This is a genomic window from uncultured Bacteroides sp. (assembly GCF_958445495.1).
Classification (GTDB): domain Bacteria; phylum Bacteroidota; class Bacteroidia; order Bacteroidales; family Bacteroidaceae; genus Bacteroides.
Map to the genome: position 1 here is coordinate 13,421 of NZ_CAUCSQ010000021.1, position 23,613 is coordinate 37,033.

At 39.5% G+C, this 23,613-nt stretch carries 10 protein-coding genes and 1 pseudogene; 6 read left to right on the top strand and 5 right to left on the bottom strand.

From position 1 onward, the window contains the following. Window positions 1–6: 6 nt before the first annotated feature. From Q5076_RS09135 to Q5076_RS09145, 3 genes are all read right to left on the bottom strand, one after another. Window positions 7–1,926, bottom strand: a complete 1,920-nt coding sequence (locus Q5076_RS09135) for a RagB/SusD family nutrient uptake outer membrane protein (RefSeq protein WP_303012629.1) — start codon at window positions 1,924–1,926, stop codon at window positions 7–9. 7 nt (window positions 1,927–1,933) lie between these two features. Next, on the bottom strand, window positions 1,934–5,149 hold the full coding sequence (locus Q5076_RS09140) for a TonB-dependent receptor (RefSeq protein ID WP_303012630.1): 3,216 nt from the start codon (window positions 5,147–5,149) through the stop codon (window positions 1,934–1,936). Between the two features lie 129 nt (window positions 5,150–5,278). Next, window positions 5,279–9,295 carry a two-component regulator propeller domain-containing protein gene (locus Q5076_RS09145; RefSeq protein WP_303012631.1) on the bottom strand — a complete coding sequence of 1,339 codons (4,017 nt, stop codon included), beginning with the start codon at window positions 9,293–9,295 and terminating at the stop codon, window positions 5,279–5,281. 238 nt (window positions 9,296–9,533) lie between these two features. Between Q5076_RS09145 and Q5076_RS09150 the strand changes: the two genes are divergently transcribed. The 5 genes and pseudogenes from Q5076_RS09150 to Q5076_RS09170 all read left to right on the top strand — a co-directional run bounded on the left by Q5076_RS09150 (window position 9,534) and on the right by Q5076_RS09170 (window position 18,036). Then, a complete protein-coding gene (locus tag Q5076_RS09150) occupies window positions 9,534–10,946 on the top strand; it encodes an arylsulfatase (RefSeq protein ID WP_303012632.1) in 1,413 nt (470 codons plus the stop codon). A 13-nt stretch (window positions 10,947–10,959) separates the two neighbouring features. After that, on the top strand, window positions 10,960–13,311 hold the full coding sequence (locus Q5076_RS09155) for a M60 family metallopeptidase (RefSeq protein WP_303012633.1): 2,352 nt from the start codon (window positions 10,960–10,962) through the stop codon (window positions 13,309–13,311). A 17-nt stretch (window positions 13,312–13,328) separates the two neighbouring features. Further along, entirely contained in the window at window positions 13,329–14,921 is a 1,593-nt protein-coding gene (locus Q5076_RS09160) for a sulfatase-like hydrolase/transferase (RefSeq protein ID WP_303012634.1), read from the top strand. 61 nt (window positions 14,922–14,982) lie between these two features. Beyond that, window positions 14,983–17,091, top strand: a pseudogene (locus Q5076_RS09165) (alpha-galactosidase); the annotation flags it as partial. A gap of 72 nt (window positions 17,092–17,163) precedes the next feature. Next, the gene (locus Q5076_RS09170) at window positions 17,164–18,036 is read left to right on the top strand and encodes a glycoside hydrolase family 43 protein (RefSeq protein WP_368389380.1); all 873 of its coding nucleotides are present in this window, start codon (window positions 17,164–17,166) and stop codon (window positions 18,034–18,036) included. Between the two features lie 414 nt (window positions 18,037–18,450). Here the strand turns inward: Q5076_RS09170 and Q5076_RS09175 are convergent, their stop codons facing one another. Beyond that, window positions 18,451–20,325, bottom strand: a complete 1,875-nt coding sequence (locus tag Q5076_RS09175; RefSeq protein ID WP_303012635.1) for a PAS domain-containing sensor histidine kinase — start codon at window positions 20,323–20,325, stop codon at window positions 18,451–18,453. A gap of 350 nt (window positions 20,326–20,675) precedes the next feature. Beyond that, complete coding sequence (locus tag Q5076_RS09180) at window positions 20,676–22,061, bottom strand: GDSL-type esterase/lipase family protein (protein WP_303012636.1); 1,386 nt, start codon at window positions 22,059–22,061, stop codon at window positions 20,676–20,678. A gap of 92 nt (window positions 22,062–22,153) precedes the next feature. Between Q5076_RS09180 and Q5076_RS09185 the strand changes: the two genes are divergently transcribed. Next, the gene (locus tag Q5076_RS09185; protein ID WP_303012637.1) at window positions 22,154–23,503 is read left to right on the top strand and encodes an MATE family efflux transporter; all 1,350 of its coding nucleotides are present in this window, start codon (window positions 22,154–22,156) and stop codon (window positions 23,501–23,503) included. The last annotated feature ends 110 nt before the right edge of the window (window positions 23,504–23,613 follow it).

The following is a 23,613-nucleotide window of genomic DNA, read 5'->3' on the forward strand; positions in this document are numbered from 1 at the left end:
TAAATATTAATAGCCAGGATTTTGTACCCATTGAGGACATTTATTTATTTCTGATTGTGGAATAGGCATCAAATACTGTGCTTCTTTAAAAGTGCGAATCACATTTACGTCTGTCACTTGAAAGAAATCTTCTTCTGTTTTGCCATAAATGTTCATAGCTTTTACTTTTTCCCCTAGAATTTCCGCTTTTTTCCAACGACGTAAATCCCAGAAACGATGGTTCTCTAAATAAAATTCAATCTGACGTTCATGGCGCACAATTTCTCGAAGACCTTCTTGTGTATTGGCTTTTTCCGGATGTTTGGCTTTAGCCCATGCTACATCTATTTTATCAACGCCGGCTCTTTCACGCACTTTATCTATGTACACTTTTGCTTTAGTTAAATTATCCTCGCCTCCCAATTCTATTAATATTTCTGCATAATTCAAGTAAAGTTCTGCCATACGGATGATAGGATACGGATACTTCACCGCAGCATTCAGTGTTTGGAAAGCAGGATGAAAGAACTTTTTATTCAAGTATCCTGTTCCGGAGTAATTAGCATCATTGGCCTCCTCTTTTGCTCCTTGTGCTTCTCCACACATTAATTTTAATTGGATAGCTTTTTTACTGTTATTGTTGTTTACATTGGAACCATTATATTTTGTAATTTCAAAGAAACCATTGTGAAAACCAATCCAAGCATAAAAACGCGGTTCACGATTCAAATGTAATTGAAGGGTCTTTCCTTTAGGGTCTTTGTAATTATTTCCATCATAATTGTTAGGCATATTCACAATATCGTAACGCCCGTTATAATCAAATTCAAGATCTTCATCTATCGGTAATCCATTCTTCGTATAAAACATTTCTACAATCTGCAATGTCGGTGCACAAGAGTTATATGCATTCTTATAGGCATTGTTACCGGACTGACGTGGACAAGATTGATTTTGTATCTCATATTGGGTTTCCGGACGTGTATCTACCATAATCACTTCAGGGTTGATTCCTTCCTTGTTATCCATGAATGCATATCTTACGGCGCGTTGACTTGCCTCTACCGGACCGGGTTTGGCAGCAGAAGGCTCCCCGGCATCACTACTATTGTAAAGCCGAAAACCATTGTTTTCCAATTCTTCAATAGCTTCCCTGGTGGCTTTCTCTGCAGTTAGCCATTTTTCTCTGCTCTCTGTTTGAGCAATTAAATATCTGCCATCTTGTTTACTTTTAAAATCAGCATAGAAAGAGCTATTGCCATTATTACCGTTAAAAAGAGGAGAAGCAGCATACAAATGTAAACGTGACCGTAATGCAAGAGCAGCATAGCGTGTAAAACGCCCATACTCTTCACCTACAAAAGATTCTGCCATATTCGGTAGCGCCTCCTCTATCTTCTGGTCAATAAACTCAACAACTTCTTCTACAGAAGAACGTTCGGGATAGGTACTAGCATCTGCTGTATGGTCCAATGGATTTCTAATGATAGGAATGGGTCCATACGCTCTCAAAGCAAGAAAATGATAATATCCAATCAGGAAAGTGGCTTCCGCCTTATAATATTTCAGATTTTCTTCTAGTATATTAGGGGTCAAATCCACTACATCTAAAAATTCATAACAACGACGGATGCCTACCCAGATATCATCATAATAAGATTTAGTGATGCTTAACGAATTAGGTGAATAATATCCACGAGGGAATGTCTGGAAATCATTTTTCTCCATCGGAAAACATACCTCTCCTGCCGAATATTTATCAATATGTTCAGGCTTTCTGGAGTTGGGTAACTTACTATAACAAGAGTAAAGAAAACCGCGGGCCGCCCCTGGATTTTTATAAGTATCTTCTGGTGTATTACGCTCTTCAGGAACAATATCTAAATAATTACAACTAGATAAAAGAACACTGATTGCAACGGATAATAATATATTTGTAGCTTTCATATTTTTGTTATTTGAATGTAAATTGGATTCCTATATTATATGTACGCTGTGTAGGATATGACATTCCGTTTCCTCCTCCCATTTCCGGATCCCACAGTTTGAATGGAGAGAAAGTCAATAGATTACGTCCGCTAATATAAGCCCTGAAAAATTTATGTGTAAATCCGATTTCCGCATTTTTAAGTTTCAGAAATGCCCCATTACGCAGCCAATATGTAGAACCGACTTGATTATTTTCGTTTATACCATTAGTAAGACGCGGATAAGCGGCATTCGGATTCGGATTATCTTCACTCCAATAATCATCTGCAATAAATTTCATTACACCAGGACTTGTTTCCTTATTACTTGACACAAACGGATGAATATTAGAAATTAACAAAGAAGTACGTGCTACTCCTTGGAAGAAAAAAGAAAAATCCCATTTTTTATATTTCATGGAAGCACCAAATCCGTAAACAATTTCGGGTGTCTTTGGATTACCTGCCCATATTCTATCATTTGAATCGATAATTCCATCCGCTACTCCTTCTGCATTCGGTATATCTCTATATCTGATATCTCCTGGCATTGGAATATATCCTAATGTTTGTTCAGGGCTTCCGGCTATTTCCATATCATCTCTAAATAATCCCATAGCATCATAAATTAAAAAGTCATCCACTGAACGTCCTACACTGGATAATTGCGGATATAGTTGATATGGAGGTTCATCTCGCTCTAAAATGGTATTCTGTGCAAAAGTAAATGTACCTCTGGCAGAGATAAAGAAGTCTTTGCCGATTCGTTTGTTATAATCCATAGACAGATCAAATCCGACATTTCTCATCTTACCCAAATTTCCATAAATTGAAGTACCTCCTGTTCCCACAAATATAGGAAGAGTATTACTACGTTGCATATAAATGTTTTTTCTGATTTCCCTAAAACCATCAATATGTAAATTAAAGTCACGGAACAGTTGTACATCTATACCTACATTTAATTTTTCTCCGATTTCCCAGGTCAAATCAGGATTGAAGTAACGGTTCCATACCGGACCTTTATAAGTTGTCCCCATATTGGTTCCTGTGGTATATCCCCAACTAGCTAATGTAATGTCTTCCAGATATGCAAAACGACTTCCAACAGCATCATTACCGACAAGACCATAAGAAGCACGTAGTTTTAAATGAGAGATGATATCCGAAAGAGGTTCCCAAAATTTTTCTTGTGAAATGTTATAGCCAACTGCAACAGATGGAAAGAATCCCCAACGATGATTTTTAGCAAAGTTTTCAGAACCGGTATAACCGAAATTAGCTTCAACTAAATAACGGTCATCGTAGCTATAAGAAAGACGTCCGGCTATTCCTTGTTTTCGTTGGGGCAAGGAAGATAATAAATTACTCGGATTATTCACATTAGTCTGCTTTTGATCATACAGCAACATAGCATTTACTCTATGTACACCAAATTTACGATTATAATCCAGATGAGTTTGAATATACATCCAACGATCTCCGGATGAGCTTCCGCTCGTGCCAAGTGTAGCAGACTTTTCCTCATCATTGACACGTTCCAACAGGTACGTACCATCGCCATTATCTGCATTCTCTCCTGCAATCTGGAACTGATTATATCCCGCATTACGTGTTACCTCACTTTTTGAGAAGTTTTTAAACGAAATAAGCCCATGCCATTTCAAACCGGGAAGTATCATTTTAAGATCCTGATCTATTCTAAGTTTGGTATCAACGGTAGAAGAGAAGTATGTTTTATAGCCAGTCACGTATTCAGCTACTGGATTACGGTATCCATTATTGAAAGTTCCACCTTCCATACCTCCCCACATAGTATAAGTCAACTGATTGTTCCATGAAGATGGATAATAAACAGGAAAGTCTACCGGAGACGCCTGCCGAGAATATCCGAAAATAGCATCCGCACTAGTACTTGGACCTTTCCAATCTTTCATACTAACATTCAATCCCAACGATACTTTAGTAGTAGGTGTAGCCTTGATACTTAAATTATTCACAAAATCGTACCGAATAACATTGATATTATTATTAAATGAGAAAAATTCTTTACTTCTTGACTTCAGGTTACCCCCATCTCTTTTGATGGAAGCACTCATAAAATAATGAACAGCTTTTTTCCCACCACGAATATTGAAATTAAATCGTTCGGAATTAGAAACCTTATTAAACATTTCCCCAAACCAGTCTACATTCGGATACAAATATGGATTTTTTCCGGCTTTTGTTCCGGCTATTTTCTCTTCCGAATATATTCTTCCGGCATCATTACGAGTCCTACGGGCCTCGTTGTATAAATTCATATATGATATTCCGTCTACCATTTCCGGAATTTCATTCATTACATTGAAAGCTGTTTCAAAGCGAAAGTTAATAATTGGTTTCGCTAAGTCTGCTCCTTGCTTAGTGGTAACAATCATTACTCCATTAGCACCGCGTGTACCATAAAGAGCAGTAGCAGTAGCATCTTTCAAAATAGAAAATCCTTCAATAACTTCAGGATCAAGTGCATCTAGATCACCAGAACTAATTTCGACTCCATCAAGTACAATCAAAGGATTATTGGCTCCTGACGCACTACTGAACGTTGATTTACCACGAATCCAGAAGTTTGCACCGTCCGCTCCCGGTTCCCCAGATCTTTGTACTGCAATTACCCCCGCCAATTTACCGGCAAAGTTACTACTTAGACTAGTAGTGGGGGCTTTCAAAGCATCCGGTTTGATTTGTTCTACCGAACCGACCAACGTTTCCTTCTTTTGACTAATACCAAAAGCCGTAACCACTACTTCCTCCAACTGTTTGGTATCTTCTTCCAATGTAACATTGACAGTCGTACTTTTACCTACATTAACTTCTTGTGCCTTATATCCTATATAAGTGACTACAAGAACTGAATTTTCAGGCACCTTCATCTGATACAGACCATCCATATCAGTGATAACTCCGACACTCTTACCTTTTACTTGAATATTAGCACCGATAATTGGTTCTCCCTTCTTATCACGCACAAACCCCTGAATTAACTTTTCTTTAGTTTGTTCAAGTCCATAACTAATAGGAGGATTTTCCATATTCTCATCAGAAAGGAACGTGTTAACTTCTCCCGATGCATAAGAGAATGTTGTAAAGCATACAGCCATACCTAGACAGACTAAGGCCTTTCGAAAGTTCCTCAAGTCCATTGAAGCATGTTTTTCCATGTTTTCCACAATTTAAGTTAGTAATTTAGATTCAGTATTTATCTTCCGCAAAAGTATGTTTGTAACAACTTTGAGATGGGATTCTTTTGTAACAGATTACATCCCATTATGTAACACTTGGTCTTTTTACTAGCTTTTATCGTTGATGAAATAGTTTTTTTGATATTCCGAAGGGGTTAAATTATACTTTTTCTTGAAATAAGTACGAAACATCTTGGGAGATGCAAATCCAGTCATATCGCTCACTTCAGCAACATTCAAATCCGGACGCTTTAAAAGTTCAGCAGCACGGGCAAGCTTGTAGTCACGTATGAAATCAGAAGGAGTCTGCCCGATAATCCCTTTTAACTTCCTGTAGAGATGCATACGGCTCAGACCGATATCTTTGCTAAGACGGTCAATATCATATTCTGAATTATCCAGATTACTTTCAATTGTATTTACTATTTTTTGTAACAATTTGTCTTGTAACGGAACTGCCGTCGGCTGACCGATATTGTTAGATAACTCTTTCAGTAACTGTTCCTTTAGTTTTTCACGGCTGACAAGTATATTAGTAACTTGGGCTTTGATATGCGTTTCGGTAAAAGGTTTGACAATATATGAATCTGCTCCACATTTCAGAGCTTGTATTTGTGATGTGTCTGAAAGTTTTGCAGTCACCAGTATCACAGGGATATGACATGTATTCGGTGATGTCTTGATACGATGACACAGCTCAATCCCATCCATATCAGGCATCATAACATCGCTAATAACGATGTCCGGCAGATATTGCTGTATCATTTCCCAACCTTGCAGACCTCCACTAGCCTCCATGATTTCATACTCGTCAGATAGTAAATGATGCATATAGTAACGAATATCTTTGTTATCATCAATAATGAGCAAAATGGGCAATTGCTTTTCCTCTTTTCTTATTTCCTCCAATTCATTGATTGACGGAGGTTCCGGCAATTCAGGATAAACTACAGGTAAATACAATGTGAATGTGGCACCTTCTCCAGGTTTACTAGATAACTGTATTTCGCCTTGATGCAGATGAGCTAGTTCTCTACAAAGATTGAGACCTATACCGGAGCCAGGAGTATGATGGTTTCCTGTGTCAATTTGATAAAATCGGGAAAAAATCTTTTCCTGTTCCTCCTCAGGGATACTTTCCCCATCATTTCTGACAGAAATCAATAACCATTCTTGTCCATTGCATGTTTTCTTTTCGACTGCTACTTCAATATAGGAATGAGCAAATTTTACGGCATTGGATAAAAGATTGTAAATAATACGTTGTACCGTATTAATGTCTATCATCAATATGAGTTGATTACAGTCATCACTATAGAAAGAAAGACGAAGGTTACGTTCTTTAGCTCTCTCTTCAAAGAAAGAACAAGTAGTACGTACAAAAGGAATAATTTCTTGAGGCAACGGGTTCAAATGCATATTGCCAGTCTCTATTTTCCGGAAATCGAGCAAGTCATTAATCAGACGCAAAAGCATCTTTGCATTTTTAGAGATAATACTAAGCATAGTATGCTTTTCTTCTCCTTCTTCTTGAAAATTATGTTCTAACTTCTCTGCCAACCCAACAATTAAAGTTACAGGAGTACGTAATTCATGAGATATATTAGTATAAAATTTCATCTTGGCATGATAGAGCGCCTTTTGATTTTCCTCATACACCTTTTCTTGCATTAAGATACGTTTCATTTCACTTTTTCTTCTAATCCATAAGATTATAACTATACTTACCCCCGTGATGAAGATAAGATATACAAAATACGCCATTGGAGTTGCCCAAAAAGGAGGAAGTATTGTTATAGTCATCCGTATGATTTTTTCACTCCAGATACCATCAGAATTACATCCTTTAACTTCAAATAAATAAGTACCAGGATTAAGATGCGAATAGGAAGCAGAACTATGCTCATTAGTGTACACCCATTCTTTATCAATTCCAGACAGGCGATAAGCAAAACGATTTTTCTGCGGGGCATGATAAGAAAACACTACGAAACTAAATGTAAAGTGACGCTCATCATACTTTAAAGTTATGTGATCTGTAGAACTAATGGCCTGTGGTAGAATCACTTTGCCTTCATATTTCTTTCCCGGACGAATAGTGGTATTATATACCTGCAATCCGGTAATTGCAACCTGAGGAGACTGGGAACGAGTACAAATCTTTTCTGGCTGAAACACCGTGACACCATTCAGTCCTGCCAAATAAATGATTCCTCGCGAATCTTGGAAGTGGGCTCCTTTAGAAAATTCATTACTTGACAATCCATCGTAAGAAGTATATTTATGAAATGATTCCGTATCAGGATTGAAACTAGCCAGTCCATTACAAGTACTAATCCACAATTGTCCATTTTTGTCTTCATATATACTGTATATCAGATTATCCGATAATCCGTCCATCTCCGAATAATTACGGTATCCAAGAGTATCTCTGTCCATAATCTGATATAATCCAGCCCCCCACGTACCTATCCATAAACGTTCTTCAGAATCTTCAAAAAAGTAAGAAATATCATTATATATGCTATTACCTTTTTCTTTATTAATAGATTGGAATCCCTTGGAAGTACGATGTATATGCATGATACCATTATCTCGTGTACCTATCCATACATCACCATCTTTAGTCTGGATAATACTACGTATATTCCTTTTTACAGCAACATTGTCCACATACAATTGACTAGCTGTACCATCTGGAGCAATCAGACAAACACCTCCACCACTACCACACCACAATGTGTCTCCCCTATCTTGATAGAGAACACTTGTGAATGAACGATTGATACGATTCTCCAATCGGAATGGAATGACTTTCTTTGTTTTTTTATTGAACACCTTAAGGCCCTCCCCCGTACCTATCCATAGTTCCTCGGAAGTTTTTTTATTAATAGCCGTAATATGGCTCGGCAGTTTATAATGTATAAAACAATTTGTCTGCGTATTCCACTCGTTAAGAATGCCGTTCTGTGTCCCCAGCCATACAGTTTCTCCATCTTCTGTATAGATAGCATGTACTAAATTATCACTTAGTGTATTTACAGCCTTTGGTTGATGATAAATATTCACAAATGGGGATTCCTGAAGAATTAATTTATTAAGTCCGCCTGTAGCAGTTCCTATCCATAGGATTCCTGAAGCATCTTCATAAAGAGACAATACTTCATTATAACTAAGACTGCTATTTTCGCTATCATTAGCTTTAAATTGTTTTATTTCATTATTCCTAATTAAATACAACCCACTTTTACGACTTCCTGCCCATATTTGATTTTGCGAATCACGCAACAAAGCAGTAATAACATTGTTTCCATGATGCTCGTCAAGAATAATCTCTTTAATAATATTACCTGTCGGAGTAAGTAACCATAGCCCGTTCGAAGTTCCTGCCAATATATCCCCATTAGGGTCTATCAGCATTGAATTTACTTGATAACGTAAATATTTTTTAGGAGCTTTCCTATCAAATAAATAACGAAAAGTTTTAGATTGAGTGTTGAAAACAAAAATTCCCCGATTACTACCTAAATAAAGGTTACGATGTTTATCCATCTTCATATCTTGTATGTAATTAGGCTTTACTCCCTGAGCTTTAATAGTCCATACTTCAAATTTTTGTTCGTTAGTGTTCAGCCATAATAATTTATTACGATAGCAAAGCCATACTTCTCCTCGATCATCACAATACACCTTATTTATTCTGAAATTACCGGAATTATCAGAAAGAGCTTCTTTTAATTGTTGTTTATAGTTGATAAATCCTGCGATATCCGGATCATAAGCATCTAAAGAAGTAGTAGTAGCAATCCATACTTTACCATCTTTTCCGGCAGACAAAGAAATAATAGGATTACTTGATATCGTACTTTCTACGGCCTTTGGATCCCATTTCCAGCGAACAAATCGATAACCATCATAAAGATTTAATCCGTTATTCGTTCCCATCCAAAGATATCCTGTTCGGTCCTGTATAATAGCAGTAACATCTGATTGAGCTAATCCTTCATCAATCGTCAGATGTTCAAAACGTAGATTATTCCCAACTGAAAAAGCATTGGAAGGTACACTATAGATTAACAAATATACAAATAAGAAAAGAGTAGATAAATGTGTTTTTCTATACATAATTATATATTATATGTTGATAAAATTGTGAGTAAAGATAAAAAAGGGGTATAAAAAAAACAAACAGAATGGAAAAATATTCCAAAACTAATTGTTGTGGATAATTCATTACTATTAAATATGAACTGTTTTTGATTTTTTTCCCAAAATGTTACAAGACAGTCTTCAATGTGTTACGGAAATGCCCTATCTCTGTAAACGAATGTCCCTACCTTTACCACCAGATTAAAAACTCTAAATGAAAAACATAATGAATAACCAATTATTTCTATCTACTTTACTCTTGTTTCCTACAGCTTGTCAGGCAGAAGACACGAAAACATCAGGAAAAAATCATCAACAGACTCCTAATATTATCTATATAATGGCTGATGATTTGGGCATAGGAGATCTGGGCTGTTATGGGCAACAACAAATCAAGACCCCGTTTATTGATGAACTGGCACGTAATGGCATGACATTTATGAGACATTATTCTGCTTCTTCAATCAGTGCACCTTCACGCTGTTCCCTAATGACAGGCAAGCATACCGGGCACTCTGCGATTCGTGGTAATAAAACAGTGATACTTGCTGACGGAGAAAAATATGATACCCCGTTACCAGATGAGGAAATTACGGTAGCAGAATTATTAAAACAAAAAAATTACAAAACCGCTTGCATTGGGAAATGGGGAATGGGAGGGCCAGAAAGTGAAGGCCATCCTAATCGTCATGGATTTGATTATTTTTATGGTTATTTGGGGCAAGGACATGCACATTCTTATTATCCATCTTTTTTATTTGAAAATAATCAAAAAATCATGCTAAATAAAACACAGTACTCTCATAATTTAATAATAGAAAAAGCATTGGATTTCATAGATAAAAATGCAGAACAACCATTTTTCCTTTATCTGAGTCCCACTATTCCGCACGCAGAACTAGCCGTACCGGAAGAAAACCTAAAAGAATACGATGGTAAGTTTTTAGAAACTCCTTTCAAAGGAGGACATTATTGCGCACAGCCCAAACCACGTGCAGCCTATGCGGCGATGGTTACTTTACTTGATAAAAACGTGGAACAAATCATGGATCTATTGAAAAAGAAAGGTATATCTGAAAATACAATCATAATTTTCACCTCAGACAATGGAGTGCATCAAGAAGGCGGGCATGACCCTAAATTCTTTAATAGTAATGCCGGTTTACGTGGCATTAAACGCGACTTTTATGAAGGAGGAATCCGTACCCCATTTATTGTTAGATGGCCTGGCGTAATTGCTCCAGGAAGCCAAAACGAACACGTGTCTGCTTTTTGGGATTTTCTGCCTACCGTTTGCGACATAACAGGAATTCCTTGTCCACATAATATCGATGGAATTTCTTATTTACCTACCTTGAAAGGAATGGACCAGCCAAAACACGATTATCTGTACTTTGAGTTCTACGAAAAGAAAGGTACACAAGCAATCCTCCAAAATGATTGGAAGCTCCTCCGTTTGCAAATTAATGCCCCTAAAAAGACTCATTATGAACTATATAATTTGTCAGAAGATCCCAAAGAGCAATACAATGTAGCAAAACAGTATCCTGACCGGGTCGAACACCTCAGGAAGTTGATGGATAAAGCACATACAAAGAACCCTATTTTTAAATATAACTTTGAATAACAAATGTACTATTATGAAAAATTTATTCTTATTTTGGTGTCTGATAAACATCTGTTTGTTTACAGCATGTAGTGATAGTAATGAAGAACTAATACAGAAATCACCTGCAGAAGAAATACTGCCAGGAGATGAAGACGATGAAGGTTTTGTTGATATCCTGTTGCAAATTACTTCAGCAACAGCTACGGGATTAATTGACGGCGTAGAAACTCCAGACTTTTGGTATCAAAATCAGAAGATAGAGTTATCATTTGACGGTAAATACGGAACACACTTTAATTCTAAAGGACACGGTTACCTACCAGTGACACTAACTTATTATTTTGCAGATGAAGAGAGACGCATTGACTACTTCATTTATTACCCACGTCAAGATAAAAGTAAGAATGGGAATTGGGGAGAATTTGAGATGCAGTATCAAAATAAATCCGGTGAATTCGTATCAGTAGGAAATTTTGATTTCCAACAGAGAGATACATATACAAAACAAATATTAGAACAACCTATCGAAAACCCTCAAGCAGTCCGCTTTATCATAAAATCAGGACATTATGATCAAGCTAGTTGTGCGGAAATTCAATTCTACCAACAAGCCAAAGGAGTTGCCACTGATCTTTTCACGGACATTACTTGTACGGAGCTGAAACCTGAAGTAACGAGAGAACAGATAGAAGCATTGCCTGAAGGCAAATCAGCTTTATTAAAACAGATTGCATTAGAATTATATGATAATGTATATAACCAGAAACGCATTCAAATGTACCAAGCCTATCCGGAAATGGAAGCAAATACCAAGAAATTGGGAGCATACAACCGCTTTGAGAATCCGACAGGCATTTATTTCAAGGAAGGGGATTTGGCTGTTATTTTTGTCGGAGAAACTCAGCAAACACTAAACATGAAAGTGGTGGATTGGAGTAAGGAAGGTAAAGAAAAGACCAGTTCCTATCCATTAATTCCAGGGACCAATACATTTACAATTTCTCATAATGGACTTGGATATATTGAAAATTGGACAGACAACAAAGAGACTGCAGACGCTACTCCTGATGTGAAAATCCATATAGCAACAGGGCAAGTGAATGGCTGGTTCGACTATGAGCGGGGTGATGACACAGCAGAATGGCATCAATTATTGAACAATGAAGAGTCTGATTGTGGCATATTGGATGTACGTGGCAAATATATCCAGTTAGCAATTGATAAGCCTAGTCTATTGAAGAAATGTCCGGACCGTGGTAGAGAAATGATCGAACTATATGATGAAATTGTACGTAGAGAACAGGAACTGATGGGAATGTATAAGCATAATTGGCGCCCTGTAAATCGCATGTTCGGCCGTAAAAGCTATGGTGGTAATCCAAACGCCAATAGCAAAGGGATTTCTTTACCTGATATGCCGCTTAACCCTGATAATATCGGTGCTAATAGCTGGGTGATAGCACACGAGTTAGGACATATCAACCAAATACGTCCTAATATGAAATGGCACGGAACAACGGAAGTTACAAACAATCTATATTCCATATGGGTACAATATCAGTTTACACCACATAAATTACGTTTAGAGCACGAAAATATTTCCAATGGATTAGGTAGTCCGAAGTTAATCGGAGGACGTTATAGCAGCTATATGCTGAGTGGGATTATTGGTGGCCAACCATGGTTGTTTCAAAAAGGCCAATATAAATCCGATTTGGCAAATGGAGACGTGTTTGTCAGCCTAATACCGCTTTGGCAGTTGCAGTTGTATGCAAAGGTTGCCAAAATGGGACCTGAAGATTTTTATCCCGATTTGCTTACAAAAGCATGGAAAGATGAAAATCTATCTGGACCGGGAAAAATTCAATTGAACTTCATGAAAAATGCATGTGATATCATGCAACAAGACCTGACAGAGTTCTTTGAAAAAGTGGGAATGTTGAAAGAAATAGATCAGCCTGTGAATGATTATGGCAATACCTCCAGATTGACAATCACCGCTGAAGATGTAGCAGCAATAAAAAGTCACGGTGCACAATATCAGAAACCTCTTACTCCCGTGTTATATTACATTTCGGGAAATAGTGTAGAAATGTTCCGTGACAGGTTGGCTGTTACAGGAAAATTGAATGAAGGAGTTACCAATTCTATCATCAATAATAAAGAAAACAAAAATTTCCGTACTGTGTCTGTCGATATCTGGAAAAATGCAGTAGTTTATGAGACCTATGCAGGTGATGTACTGACTAAAGCAGCCATTTGCGGAACAGGATTCGGTTATGGTGGCTCCACTATAGTTTCCTATCCTGAAGGTTCCACTTGTATCAAAGCAGTTGCATGGGATGGAACACGCACACTAGTTTATAATATTCCACATGAATAATCAAACAGATAATAAATATGAAAAGAAATTCTATATTATTTCCATTAACAACATTTTCCATTGTAGCTTCTTCACTGACATCTGTTTATGCCTGTCATCATACTTCAGACGAACTCCTTTCAGAAAAGGAGCAAAACGAAGGAAAAGAAATACCCTCACGGCCTAATGTCATATTCATTTATGCCGATGATATTGGCTATGGTGATTTAAGCTGTAACCAGAGTGTGAAAACGATTTCAACTCCTAATGTCGATAAACTAGCCAATGAAGGCATTCGTTTCACCAATGCATACAGTGCGGCAGCCACAAGCACTCCTGCGCGTTATGCCATGTTAACAGGAGAATATGCCTGGCGTCGTCCCGGAACAGGGATTGCCGCCGGAAATGCCGGTATGATTATTAGTCCGGAACGTTATACAATTGCTGATATGTTCAAAGATGCCGGATATTCAACGGCTGTTGTCGGCAAATGGCATCTTGGTTTAGGAACCGAAACCGGAAAGCAGAATTGGAATGGTTTGGTCACTCCTAATCCCTATGACCTAGGATTTGATTACTCATATATCATGGCTGCCACAGCCGATCGTACCCCTTGTGTTTTCATGAGAAATGGACGAGTAGTAAATCTAGACCCCTCCGATCCGATAGAAGTAAGTTATAACAAACCGATACCAGGCGAACCTACAGGAAAAGCTAATCCTGAACTTTTGACATTACACCCCTCCCATGGACATAACCAAGCTATTGTTAACGGAATCTCACGTATAGGGTATATGAAAGGAGGACACTCGGCTCGTTGGAAAGATGAAAACATTGCAGACAGTATTGTCACCCATGCCATAAGATTTATAGAAAGTCAGAAAAATGGAAATCCTTTTTTCCTTTATTTAGGTACAAATGATATTCATGTACCTAGAGTACCACATGCGCGTTTTCGTGGGAAAAGCGGTATGGGCGCTCGTGGAGATGCATTGCTCTCATTTGACTGGAGTGTTGGAGAAGTTATGAAAACATTGAAACACTTAAAACTCGACAAAAATACCATAATCATATTGTCAAGTGATAATGGTCCGGTAATAGATGACGGATACAAAGATCAAGCGGTAGAACTACTGGGCAATCACCGTCCATGGGGAAATCTAAGAGGAGGAAAGTATAGTAGTTATGAAGCAGGTTCCCGTGTCCCGTGTATTTTGAGATGGAAAGGCACAGTAAAGCCTGCAGTTTCCCATGCAATGGTTAGCCAGATAGATTGGATAAACAGTTTTGCTCATCTTTTGGGAATAACTTTACCAGCCGAAGCAGGACCAGACAGTGAAAATCAATTAAACGCATGGTTAGGGAAAGATAAAACAGGACGTAAATATGTTATCGAGCAAAATGTGAATAATAACCTCTCTATTCGTACTCACGACTGGAAATATATTGCTCCGGGAAAAGGAGCCGCTAAATATACTCCAGCCAATATAGAACTTGGTAACAGCCAGGAGCCACAACTCTATCGACTATCTGACGACGAAGGAGAACAAAATAATTGTGCTTCAGAATATCCTCAAATCGTACGTGACATGCAATTGCGCCTGGAACAAGTGAAAGTAAAAAAGTATTAAAATTTAAATCTTATATACAGTGAGGAATAAACTCTATCTAATTATTTATCTGCTTCTTTGTATGGGGAGGCCGGCAAATGGCAGTGAAAAACAGCTAATTCGGATTTCAACCCAAAATATAGATCTTATTTATAAGATTGCAGATAACAAACGTGTCTATCAGCAGTATATCGGCAAACGATTGAAGTTCGAATCCGAATATACACATCTTCCATTGGGGAAAGAAATCTATTTAACTCATGGCATGGAAGACTATTATGAGCCTGCTATCCACATACTGCATAATGATGGAAATCCGTCTCTATTGTTGAACTATGAGACTCATAAGGTTTCTAAGAATCCAGATGGAAGTATAGAGACAATTATTTGTTTACGTGATAATACATATCCCGTAAAAGTCGACTTACATTATATATCCTATCCAGAACAAGATATAATCAAAACATATACAAAAATACAGCATAATGAAAAGCAACCTGTAACATTATACAAGTATGTTTCTTCATTACTTCATTTTACAAATGACGCTTATTTCCTAACTGAATTTGCAGGAAATTGGGCACACGAAGTAAATATGACCGAATCACAACTTTCTTACGGAAAGAAAGTATTAGACACCAAACTAGGAAGTCGAGCCAATATGTTCTGTTCCCCCTTCTTTATACTTTCATTTGACAAGCCTGCTGCTGAGAAGGAAGGTGAAGTTGTATTCGGCACACTTGGGTGGACAGGCAATTATCGATTCACTTTTGAAAAAGACCATGAAAATAACCTTCGCGTACTTTCGGGCATCAACCCTTATGCATCAGAATATAAATTGAATCCAGGTGAAACATTTACTACTCCAGAGTTTATATTTACTTATAGCACCACCGGGAAAGGAACAGCAAGTCGTAATTTTCATGACTGGGCACGTAAATACCAATTGAAAGATGGCATGGGTGATCGTATGACATTATTAAATAACTGGGAAGCTACCTATTTTAGTTTTGATGAACAAAAATTATGTGAACTCATGGATGAAGCGGTGAAATTAGGAGTTGATATGTTTTTGTTAGACGATGGATGGTTTGGCAACAAATATCCGCGAAACAACGACCATCAAGGACTAGGAGACTGGGAAGAAACAAAAAACAAACTTCCGAATGGAATTGGTTATCTAATAAAGACAGCTACAGATAAAAATCTCAAATTCGGACTTTGGATTGAGCCGGAAATGGTTAGTCCGAAAAGTGATTTATACCAAAAACATCCCAATTGGGTTATTCATTTTCCAAATCGGGAAGAGTATTATTTCCGTAATCAACTAGTACTTGATTTGAGCAATCCGGAAGTACAGGATTATGTTTTCAGTGTAGTAGATAATCTAATGACAAAATATCCCAATATTGCCTATTTTAAATGGGATTGCAATAGCCCTATCACTAATATTTACTCCACCTATCTAAAGAATAAGCAAAGTCATTTATATATCAACTATGTAAAAGGATTATATCGGATATTTGAACGCATTAAAGCCAAATACCCGGATTTACCGATGATGCTTTGTTCCGGTGGAGGTGGGCGTTCCGATTATGAAGCCCTTAAATATTTTACCGAATTTTGGCCTAGCGATAATACCGATCCGATTGAGAGAATCTTTATTCAATGGGGGTTTTCTCATTTCTTCCCAGCTAAAGCCATGGCGGCTCATGTAACCAATTGGGGAAAACAACCCTTAAAATTTCGTCTTGATGTAGCTATGATGTGCAAATTAGGTTTCGATATCCGCACACAACAAATGACAGATAAAGAGCTTTCGCTTTGCCATCAAGCCGTAAGTGATTTCAATAGGTTGAAACCTGTCATTCTGGATGGAGACCAATATCGTCTCGTATCCCCTTACGAGACAGAACATGCTGTTTTCCTATATACAGGGAAAGAACAAGATAGAGCTGTATTATTTGCCTACAATTTGCACCCCCGTTATGCTTCCCCGTTAAATAATGTACGTTTGCAAGGACTCAAGCCTAACGCCTTCTATCGTTTAAAGGAATTAAATATACCTTTGAAAAGTCGCAAAAGTCTTCTCTCTGGCAAAGTATATTCCGGAGACTACCTAATGACTATTGGTTTGCCTATCTTATCCAATCGGCATACTTCAAGTTGCGTATTTGAACTTGTAGAAGAAAAACGGACAATTGAATCCGGAGCCTTATGGAAAGACACCAAAGGACAAATAATTAATGCACATGGAGGGGGTATTCTTTATCACGAAGGAACCTATTATTGGTATGGTGAATTAAAAGGAGACTCCACTTATTGGAATCCGAATGTACCGAACTGGGAATGTTATCGTACAGAAGCGGGTGGCATCTCCTGTTATTCTTCAAAAGATCTATATAACTGGACCTTTGAAGGAGTTGTATTAAAGCCTGAATTATCAGATCCGACCTCCGATTTGCATCCTTCTAAGGTTTTAGAACGTCCCAAAGTGATTTATAATGAAAAAACAAAGAAGTTTGTAATGTGGTTACATGTAGACAGTGATGATTACTCAAAGGCTTGCGCCGGAGTAGCCATTTGTGATACTCCGACAGGAGAATTTACCTATATACGTTCTATGCGCCCTAATCAAAACATGAGTCGTGATATGACATTATTTAAAGATGATGACGGTAAAGCCTATTTATTATATTCATCTGAAAACAATGCCACATTACATATCAGTTTATTAACAGATGACTATCTTGACCATACAGGCACATTTACTCGAAATTTTGTGGGAAAATCCCGGGAGGCTCCTGCTATTTTTAAAAGAAACGGAAAATATTATATGATAACCTCCGGTTGTACAGGATGGTCACCTAATAAAGCCCTATATGCAGTTGCTGATTCAATATTGGGTACTTGGACTTTAAAAACAAATCCTTGCCGTGGTAAAAATGCAGAAAAAACATTTTACGGGCAAAGCACCTATGTATTACCAATAGTAGGGAAAAAAGACGCTTATATTGCAATGTTTGATCGTTGGGAAAAAAAAGATTTAATAAATTCCCGTTACATTTGGTTACCTATTCAGTTCGAAAAGGATGAACCCGTAATAGCATGGCGTGATTCATGGAGTATAGATTAAACAATGTGATAGTTATAGAATAACTTGTTGTTTACATCAGAACTTTATTACTTCTATTTTTCTTCCTGTCAATTATAGGATTAGTCGGAGACGGGAGTCACGAACATAGTGAAGTTATAGACATAACTGCAAGACATGGTGAAATAAAAAAGTTTGCAGATGAAGTACAAATACTTAAAAAGATAGTATTTCTGTAAGATTTATTATTCCATCCCACAATTATGCAATACTCTCCACTATTGTACACTCTTGTCTCTGACTAACCCTAAACGAATGGAACATTCCGGGTTCCGTACAACTGATTTCCTACAGTAAAACCAAATTTTTATAATAAAAATGAACCACACCATAAAAACCAAACAGATAACGCATCCTTAACGGACAAAATGACGGCATCCCCCGGCACGTCAAATTCTAATCACTTATCGATACAGAACGGCAAGGCAGCTCGACCACAAAAGCAGTACCCGCCCCCAGCCGGGAATCCACAGAAATCCGTCCGTCCATCTTCTCAACGATAGACTTGCAAATCGGCAATCCCAAACCGGCCCCCTGCGTAAAAGAATCTATCTTCTCGAACCTTTCAAATATCTTGTCCAGCATATTTTGAGGAATACCCCGCCCGGTATCCTCTACCCCTATCCTGACAACCTGCCCGTCCACCTCGTAAAACACTTTTATATATCCGCAAGTCGTATTCTTCAAAGCATTCGAAAGGAAATTATTCAAAATCTGCTTTATACGCAACTTATCCAATTCCACTAAAAAGCCATGTTCCGGATAATCAGTCACAAGCTCCACACCCGAAGGAAGCAGACGCGCATACTCCGCCACGCTTTCGTCAAGCAGTTCCGAAAGGCTGAACCAGTCTTGATGTAATTCCAGATACCCCGCCTCTATTTTAGATAAATCCAACACATCATTCACCAAATTGAGCAAAAGCTCATTATTATGATTGATTAAAGAACTATAAAGCTCCCTCTCCGCCACACTGTCGGTACCGGCCAACAAGCTTGAGAAACCCACAATCGCATTCAAAGGAGTACGGATTTCATGACTCATATTAGCCAGAAACGCAGACTTCAACCGGTCCGACGCTTCCGCCTTGTCACGCGCATTGACAAGCATCTCCTCCGTCCGCTTCAATTCCGTAATATCATAATTGATACTGATTAGCTCTATAATTTTATCCTGAGGCGCATACTTCTTAACCAGGAAATTGACATGCGTCCATGTACACTCCCCATTCTCCCTAAAGATACGTATATCGTGACAGAATTTGCTGGCCGTTCCTTTCCTCACCTCCTCAAAAAAACGAAGAATCACTTCACGGTCGTCAGAATGAAAATACTTGTAAATGCCGATAATCTCCGACAAAGGCACACCGTTTTTTTCCCCCACATTCCTGTACCAGCTCTTTTGCGCATACCCCTGTTTGCTTAAAATATTAAAATGAGCATAACCGACTTTCGCATAATCACCTACCAATTCAAAAAACTCCTCAAACTCCTGAATCTTGTTATATGCGACAGTCGTCTCCGTTTTATCAGCATTAATCAGCAAATAATTCACCGGCTTACGGTCCTCGTCATACAATGTAGTCACCTTAGTCACCAAATCAATCGTGCCCTCCTTCTTGGAAGTCGGATAATACTGCCCCACCTTCGAAAAATCATAACGGAAAGTAAAATCCGCATCTTCATTCTTACGCAATCTTTCCTTCATCTCTTCCGGAAAGATAGGATTCTCAAAAATATTAATGCCCAGAAAGTCCTTTTTATTGCCCACATGAAACATTTCCAGCTCCTTGTCATTCAAGTCCACCAATATTCCCTCTTTGTCGTACAACTCAATGCCGACAGGCAGATGCTTGTAAATATTGTGTAAAAGCCGTTCGCTACGCTGCAAAGCCTGATGAGCAGTCACGGTATCCGGCCCGTCCTGCATCTCCGCGATGCCGTAAACTACCGTATGTCCTTTTTCGTCCACCTCCTGAAAACAGATTTTACTGCGCATCCACACAGGCCCTCTCGACGTATCAAACAGATAAGCAACTTCAGAAACCCGGCACACATCAAACGAACGAACCGTCGTAGGACGCTGTTCCTCATTTAAAATACGCCGATTAAAATCCTCAAAACTGATAACCCCTGTTTCATCCAAATCCAGGATTCCGGATATATAATCAGAACAAGTATAATTTTCCGTCGCCAAATCGGCTTTCCACCACCCCATATTGGCATTAGCCAATAACTTTGAGAAGAATCCGAAAGATTGTCGTTCGTTCATAATTGATGAAAAATTTACGTACCTCACAGGCTAAGCCTCACTACGTTTGTTTGTTTTAAAAAGATTCGCCGAATAACCATTTCAACAGGCTCACATTGCAAAATTAAAGCTTATGACAAAGTTAGATTTACAAAAAGATTATTTTTTAGCATAATATAAGAAGAACAACTCACCTATTATAGTTTGTGCACAATTCAAACGCCTCATTTACAATCCTTTCCTGCATAAAATATTTCCAGCCCGCAGCTTTTTCATGACACCTTGCGTAAATCAGGAGAACAACAATAAAAAAGGCCACTTCCGAAACGGTGCAAACCGTAGAATACAGAAGCAGCCCTTACAATGGCATCTTACTTTTTTATCGAGTCATAAACCGTTTTCGCCATCACCTCAGCCCCTTTCTCATTGGGATGAATCTTATCCGGAAACAACTCCGGCATATTGTCCATGGCAGAATGAAGGTCGATAACCTCCAGTTTATTTTTCCCGGCCACCTTCTTAATCATCGGAATTATCTCTTTGGAAATAATATCATCATTGATACCGGTTCCCGTCTGATAAGCCTTGGAAGGATAGCAAAGGTAAATTTCCGGCCGGGCAGGCAACGCTTTGAAAGCATCGACCATCGCCTGCATATCCTTCATGAAGTCCGATTTATATTTCCAGTTGAATGATTTGCTGTCATTAGTCCCCAACTTTATCACCACGATATCGGGATTAAAAGCCAGCGCATCCCGATAAGCCTCCTCCTTCATGTAAGGACGGTCACCCTTATTTAATAAGGTACGGGCGCTCACACCGAAATTCCTCACCCAATACCCCTCTCCCAGCATACGCCCCAATACGGCAGGATAGCTGTCACGGTCGCGATTCTTGATTCGCGCCCCATACGTTATGCTATTGCCGACACAAGCAACCCGGACGGCATCCTTGCGGGGAGCCTTGAAACTATGCAGCCAGGAAGTCAGTTCGTTCAGCATCTCATTCTTATAAAGGAAGCCTTCGCGAATTCCCCAACCATGTCCGCCGGAAGGATAAATATGAAGTACGGAAGGAACATGATGCTTGTTCAGGGCCAAATAATAATTCACCCCGTTGGCCGGAGGAACCGCCTTATCGTCATCGCTATAAACGATGAAGGCGCGCGGCGTTTCCTTCGTCACCTGCTTTTCGTTAGAATATTCCTTTTCCAGTTCAGCAGAAGCATTCTCGCTCAGAAAACTATTGCGGGAACCGATGTGAGTATAAGACTTATCCATCGTAATCACCGGATAGAAAAGAATCTGGAAATCCGGACGAATCCCCGGCGCGGCGTGAGTAGCGATTGTCGATGCAAGATGTCCTCCGGCGGAAAAACCCATAATACCTATGTCATTCGGATTCAGGTTCCAGACATCGGCACTGTCCCGCGCCATTTTCATGGCAGCCTCCGCATCCGAAACAGGAAGCGTATAGTCGCCTTTCGGCATACGGTATTTCAAAACAATCAATGCAATCCCCTGTTTATTGAAATAAGGCGCCCAGTCATACCCCTCATGCCCGACAGCCAAATGCGAATATCCCCCGCCCGGACACGCCACCACCGCACGGCCTGTCGCCAGTTCCGGCGCCGGAAGAAAAACGCGAAGCGACGGTTGTTCAATATCAAAAGGTTCCGGAGCATCCTGCGCCACCGCCCGAGAAGCAGGCAACAAAGAAAGCAGCAAGCACAAAAGAGTAGAAAAAATCTGTTTCATAGTACATACATACATTGATTAATGAATAAATTAAGTGCGAAGATAACAATTTTATATATCTTTGCGCCTCCTTTCAAATAGAAAAAACAGATATGCAAGGAATAAAGAACCTGACACACGGACCCATCAACCACCAGCTATTCAACCTGGCGATGCCCATCATGGCGACCTCATTCATACAGATGGCATACAGCCTCACAGACATGGCATGGGTAGGCCGCATCGGAAGCGAAGCCGTAGCCGCCATCGGTTCCGTAGGAATCCTGACATGGATGTCCGGTTCAATCTCCCTGCTGAACAAAGTAGGCTCCGAAGTCAGCGTAGGACAGTCCATCGGTGCCCGGAACCAAGAAGACGCCTGCCACTTCGCCTCTCACAACATCACAATCGCGCTCCTCATCTCCCTCTGTTGGGGCGGACTGCTTTTCACATTTGCAGCCCCCATTATCCGTATCTACGAACTCGAAGAACACATCACCGCCAACGCCATCGAATATCTCCGGATTATCTCCACAGGACTCCCGTTCATATTCCTTTCCGCCGCCTTCACCGGCATATACAATGCGGCAGGACGCAGCAAGATACCATTCTACATAAGCGGCACGGGACTGGTACTGAATATAATCCTCGACCCCCTCTTTATTTTCGGATTCGGTTTGGGAACCAATGGCGCCGCCTATGCGACCTGGCTCTCGCAAGCCACCGTTTTCGCCATCTTCATCTACCAACTCCGCTTCCGTAAAGACACCCTGCTGGGAGGATTCCCCTTCTTCACCCGGCTAAAGAAAAAATACACGCGACGCATCTTGAAATTAGGACTGCCCGTAGCCACCCTGAATACGCTTTTCGCCTTCGTGAACATGTTCCTTTGCCGGACCGCCTCCGAACAGGGAGGACATATCGGACTGATGACCTTCACCACCGGAGGGCAAATCGAAGCGATTACCTGGAACACCTCGCAAGGATTCTCTACCGCACTGAGCGCCTTCATCGCACAAAACTACGCCGCCGGACAAACCCGACGGGTGCTCAAAGCCTGGTACACGACCCTATGGATGACCGGTATTTTCGGAACCTTCTGCACGCTGCTGTTCATCTTCTCCGGAAATGAAGTCTTTTCAATCTTCGTTCCCGAACAGGCCGCTTATGAGGCCGGCGGCATATTTCTGCGTATCGACGGCTATTCCCAGCTCTTCATGATGCTCGAAATCACCATGCAAGGAGTATTCTACGGCATCGGGCGTACCGTACCTCCCGCCATTGTCAGTATCGTCTGCAACTATATGCGTATTCCGCTCGCCATCCTGTTCGTGCGGATGGGAATGGGAGTAGAAGGCATCTGGTGGGCCGTCAGTGTCACGACCGTCGCCAAAGGAATCACCCTTTTAAGCTGGTTTGTCATCATCAAAAAGAAATGCCTGCACATTCCTTCCGTAGTTTAAAAGCAGTTATCCATCGGTATTTCTCCGGATTTTGCCGATGGATTCCCAGTTATTTTAACTTAAAAAGTACCACCTTGGCAAATAATATGTATCTTTGTGTTGTTATTTAA

Bases quoted from the DNA above. Each gene is read 5' to 3' on its own strand.
- Q5076_RS09150 (WP_303012632.1), top strand. From the start codon at position 9,534: ATGAAAAACATAATGAATAACCAATTATTTCTATCTACTTTACTCTTG.
- Q5076_RS09160 (WP_303012634.1), top strand. From the start codon at position 13,329: ATGAAAAGAAATTCTATATTATTTCCATTAACAACATTTTCCATTGTA.
- Q5076_RS09155 (WP_303012633.1), top strand. From the start codon at position 10,960: ATGAAAAATTTATTCTTATTTTGGTGTCTGATAAACATCTGTTTGTTT.
- Q5076_RS09140 (WP_303012630.1), bottom strand. From the start codon at position 5,149: ATGGAAAAACATGCTTCAATGGACTTGAGGAACTTTCGAAAGGCCTTA.
- Q5076_RS09175 (WP_303012635.1), bottom strand. From the start codon at position 20,325: ATGAACGAACGACAATCTTTCGGATTCTTCTCAAAGTTATTGGCTAAT.
- Q5076_RS09135 (WP_303012629.1), bottom strand. From the start codon at position 1,926: ATGAAAGCTACAAATATATTATTATCCGTTGCAATCAGTGTTCTTTTA.
- Q5076_RS09185 (WP_303012637.1), top strand. From the start codon at position 22,154: ATGCAAGGAATAAAGAACCTGACACACGGACCCATCAACCACCAGCTA.
- Q5076_RS09180 (WP_303012636.1), bottom strand. From the start codon at position 22,061: ATGAAACAGATTTTTTCTACTCTTTTGTGCTTGCTGCTTTCTTTGTTG.
- Q5076_RS09145 (WP_303012631.1), bottom strand. From the start codon at position 9,295: ATGTATAGAAAAACACATTTATCTACTCTTTTCTTATTTGTATATTTG.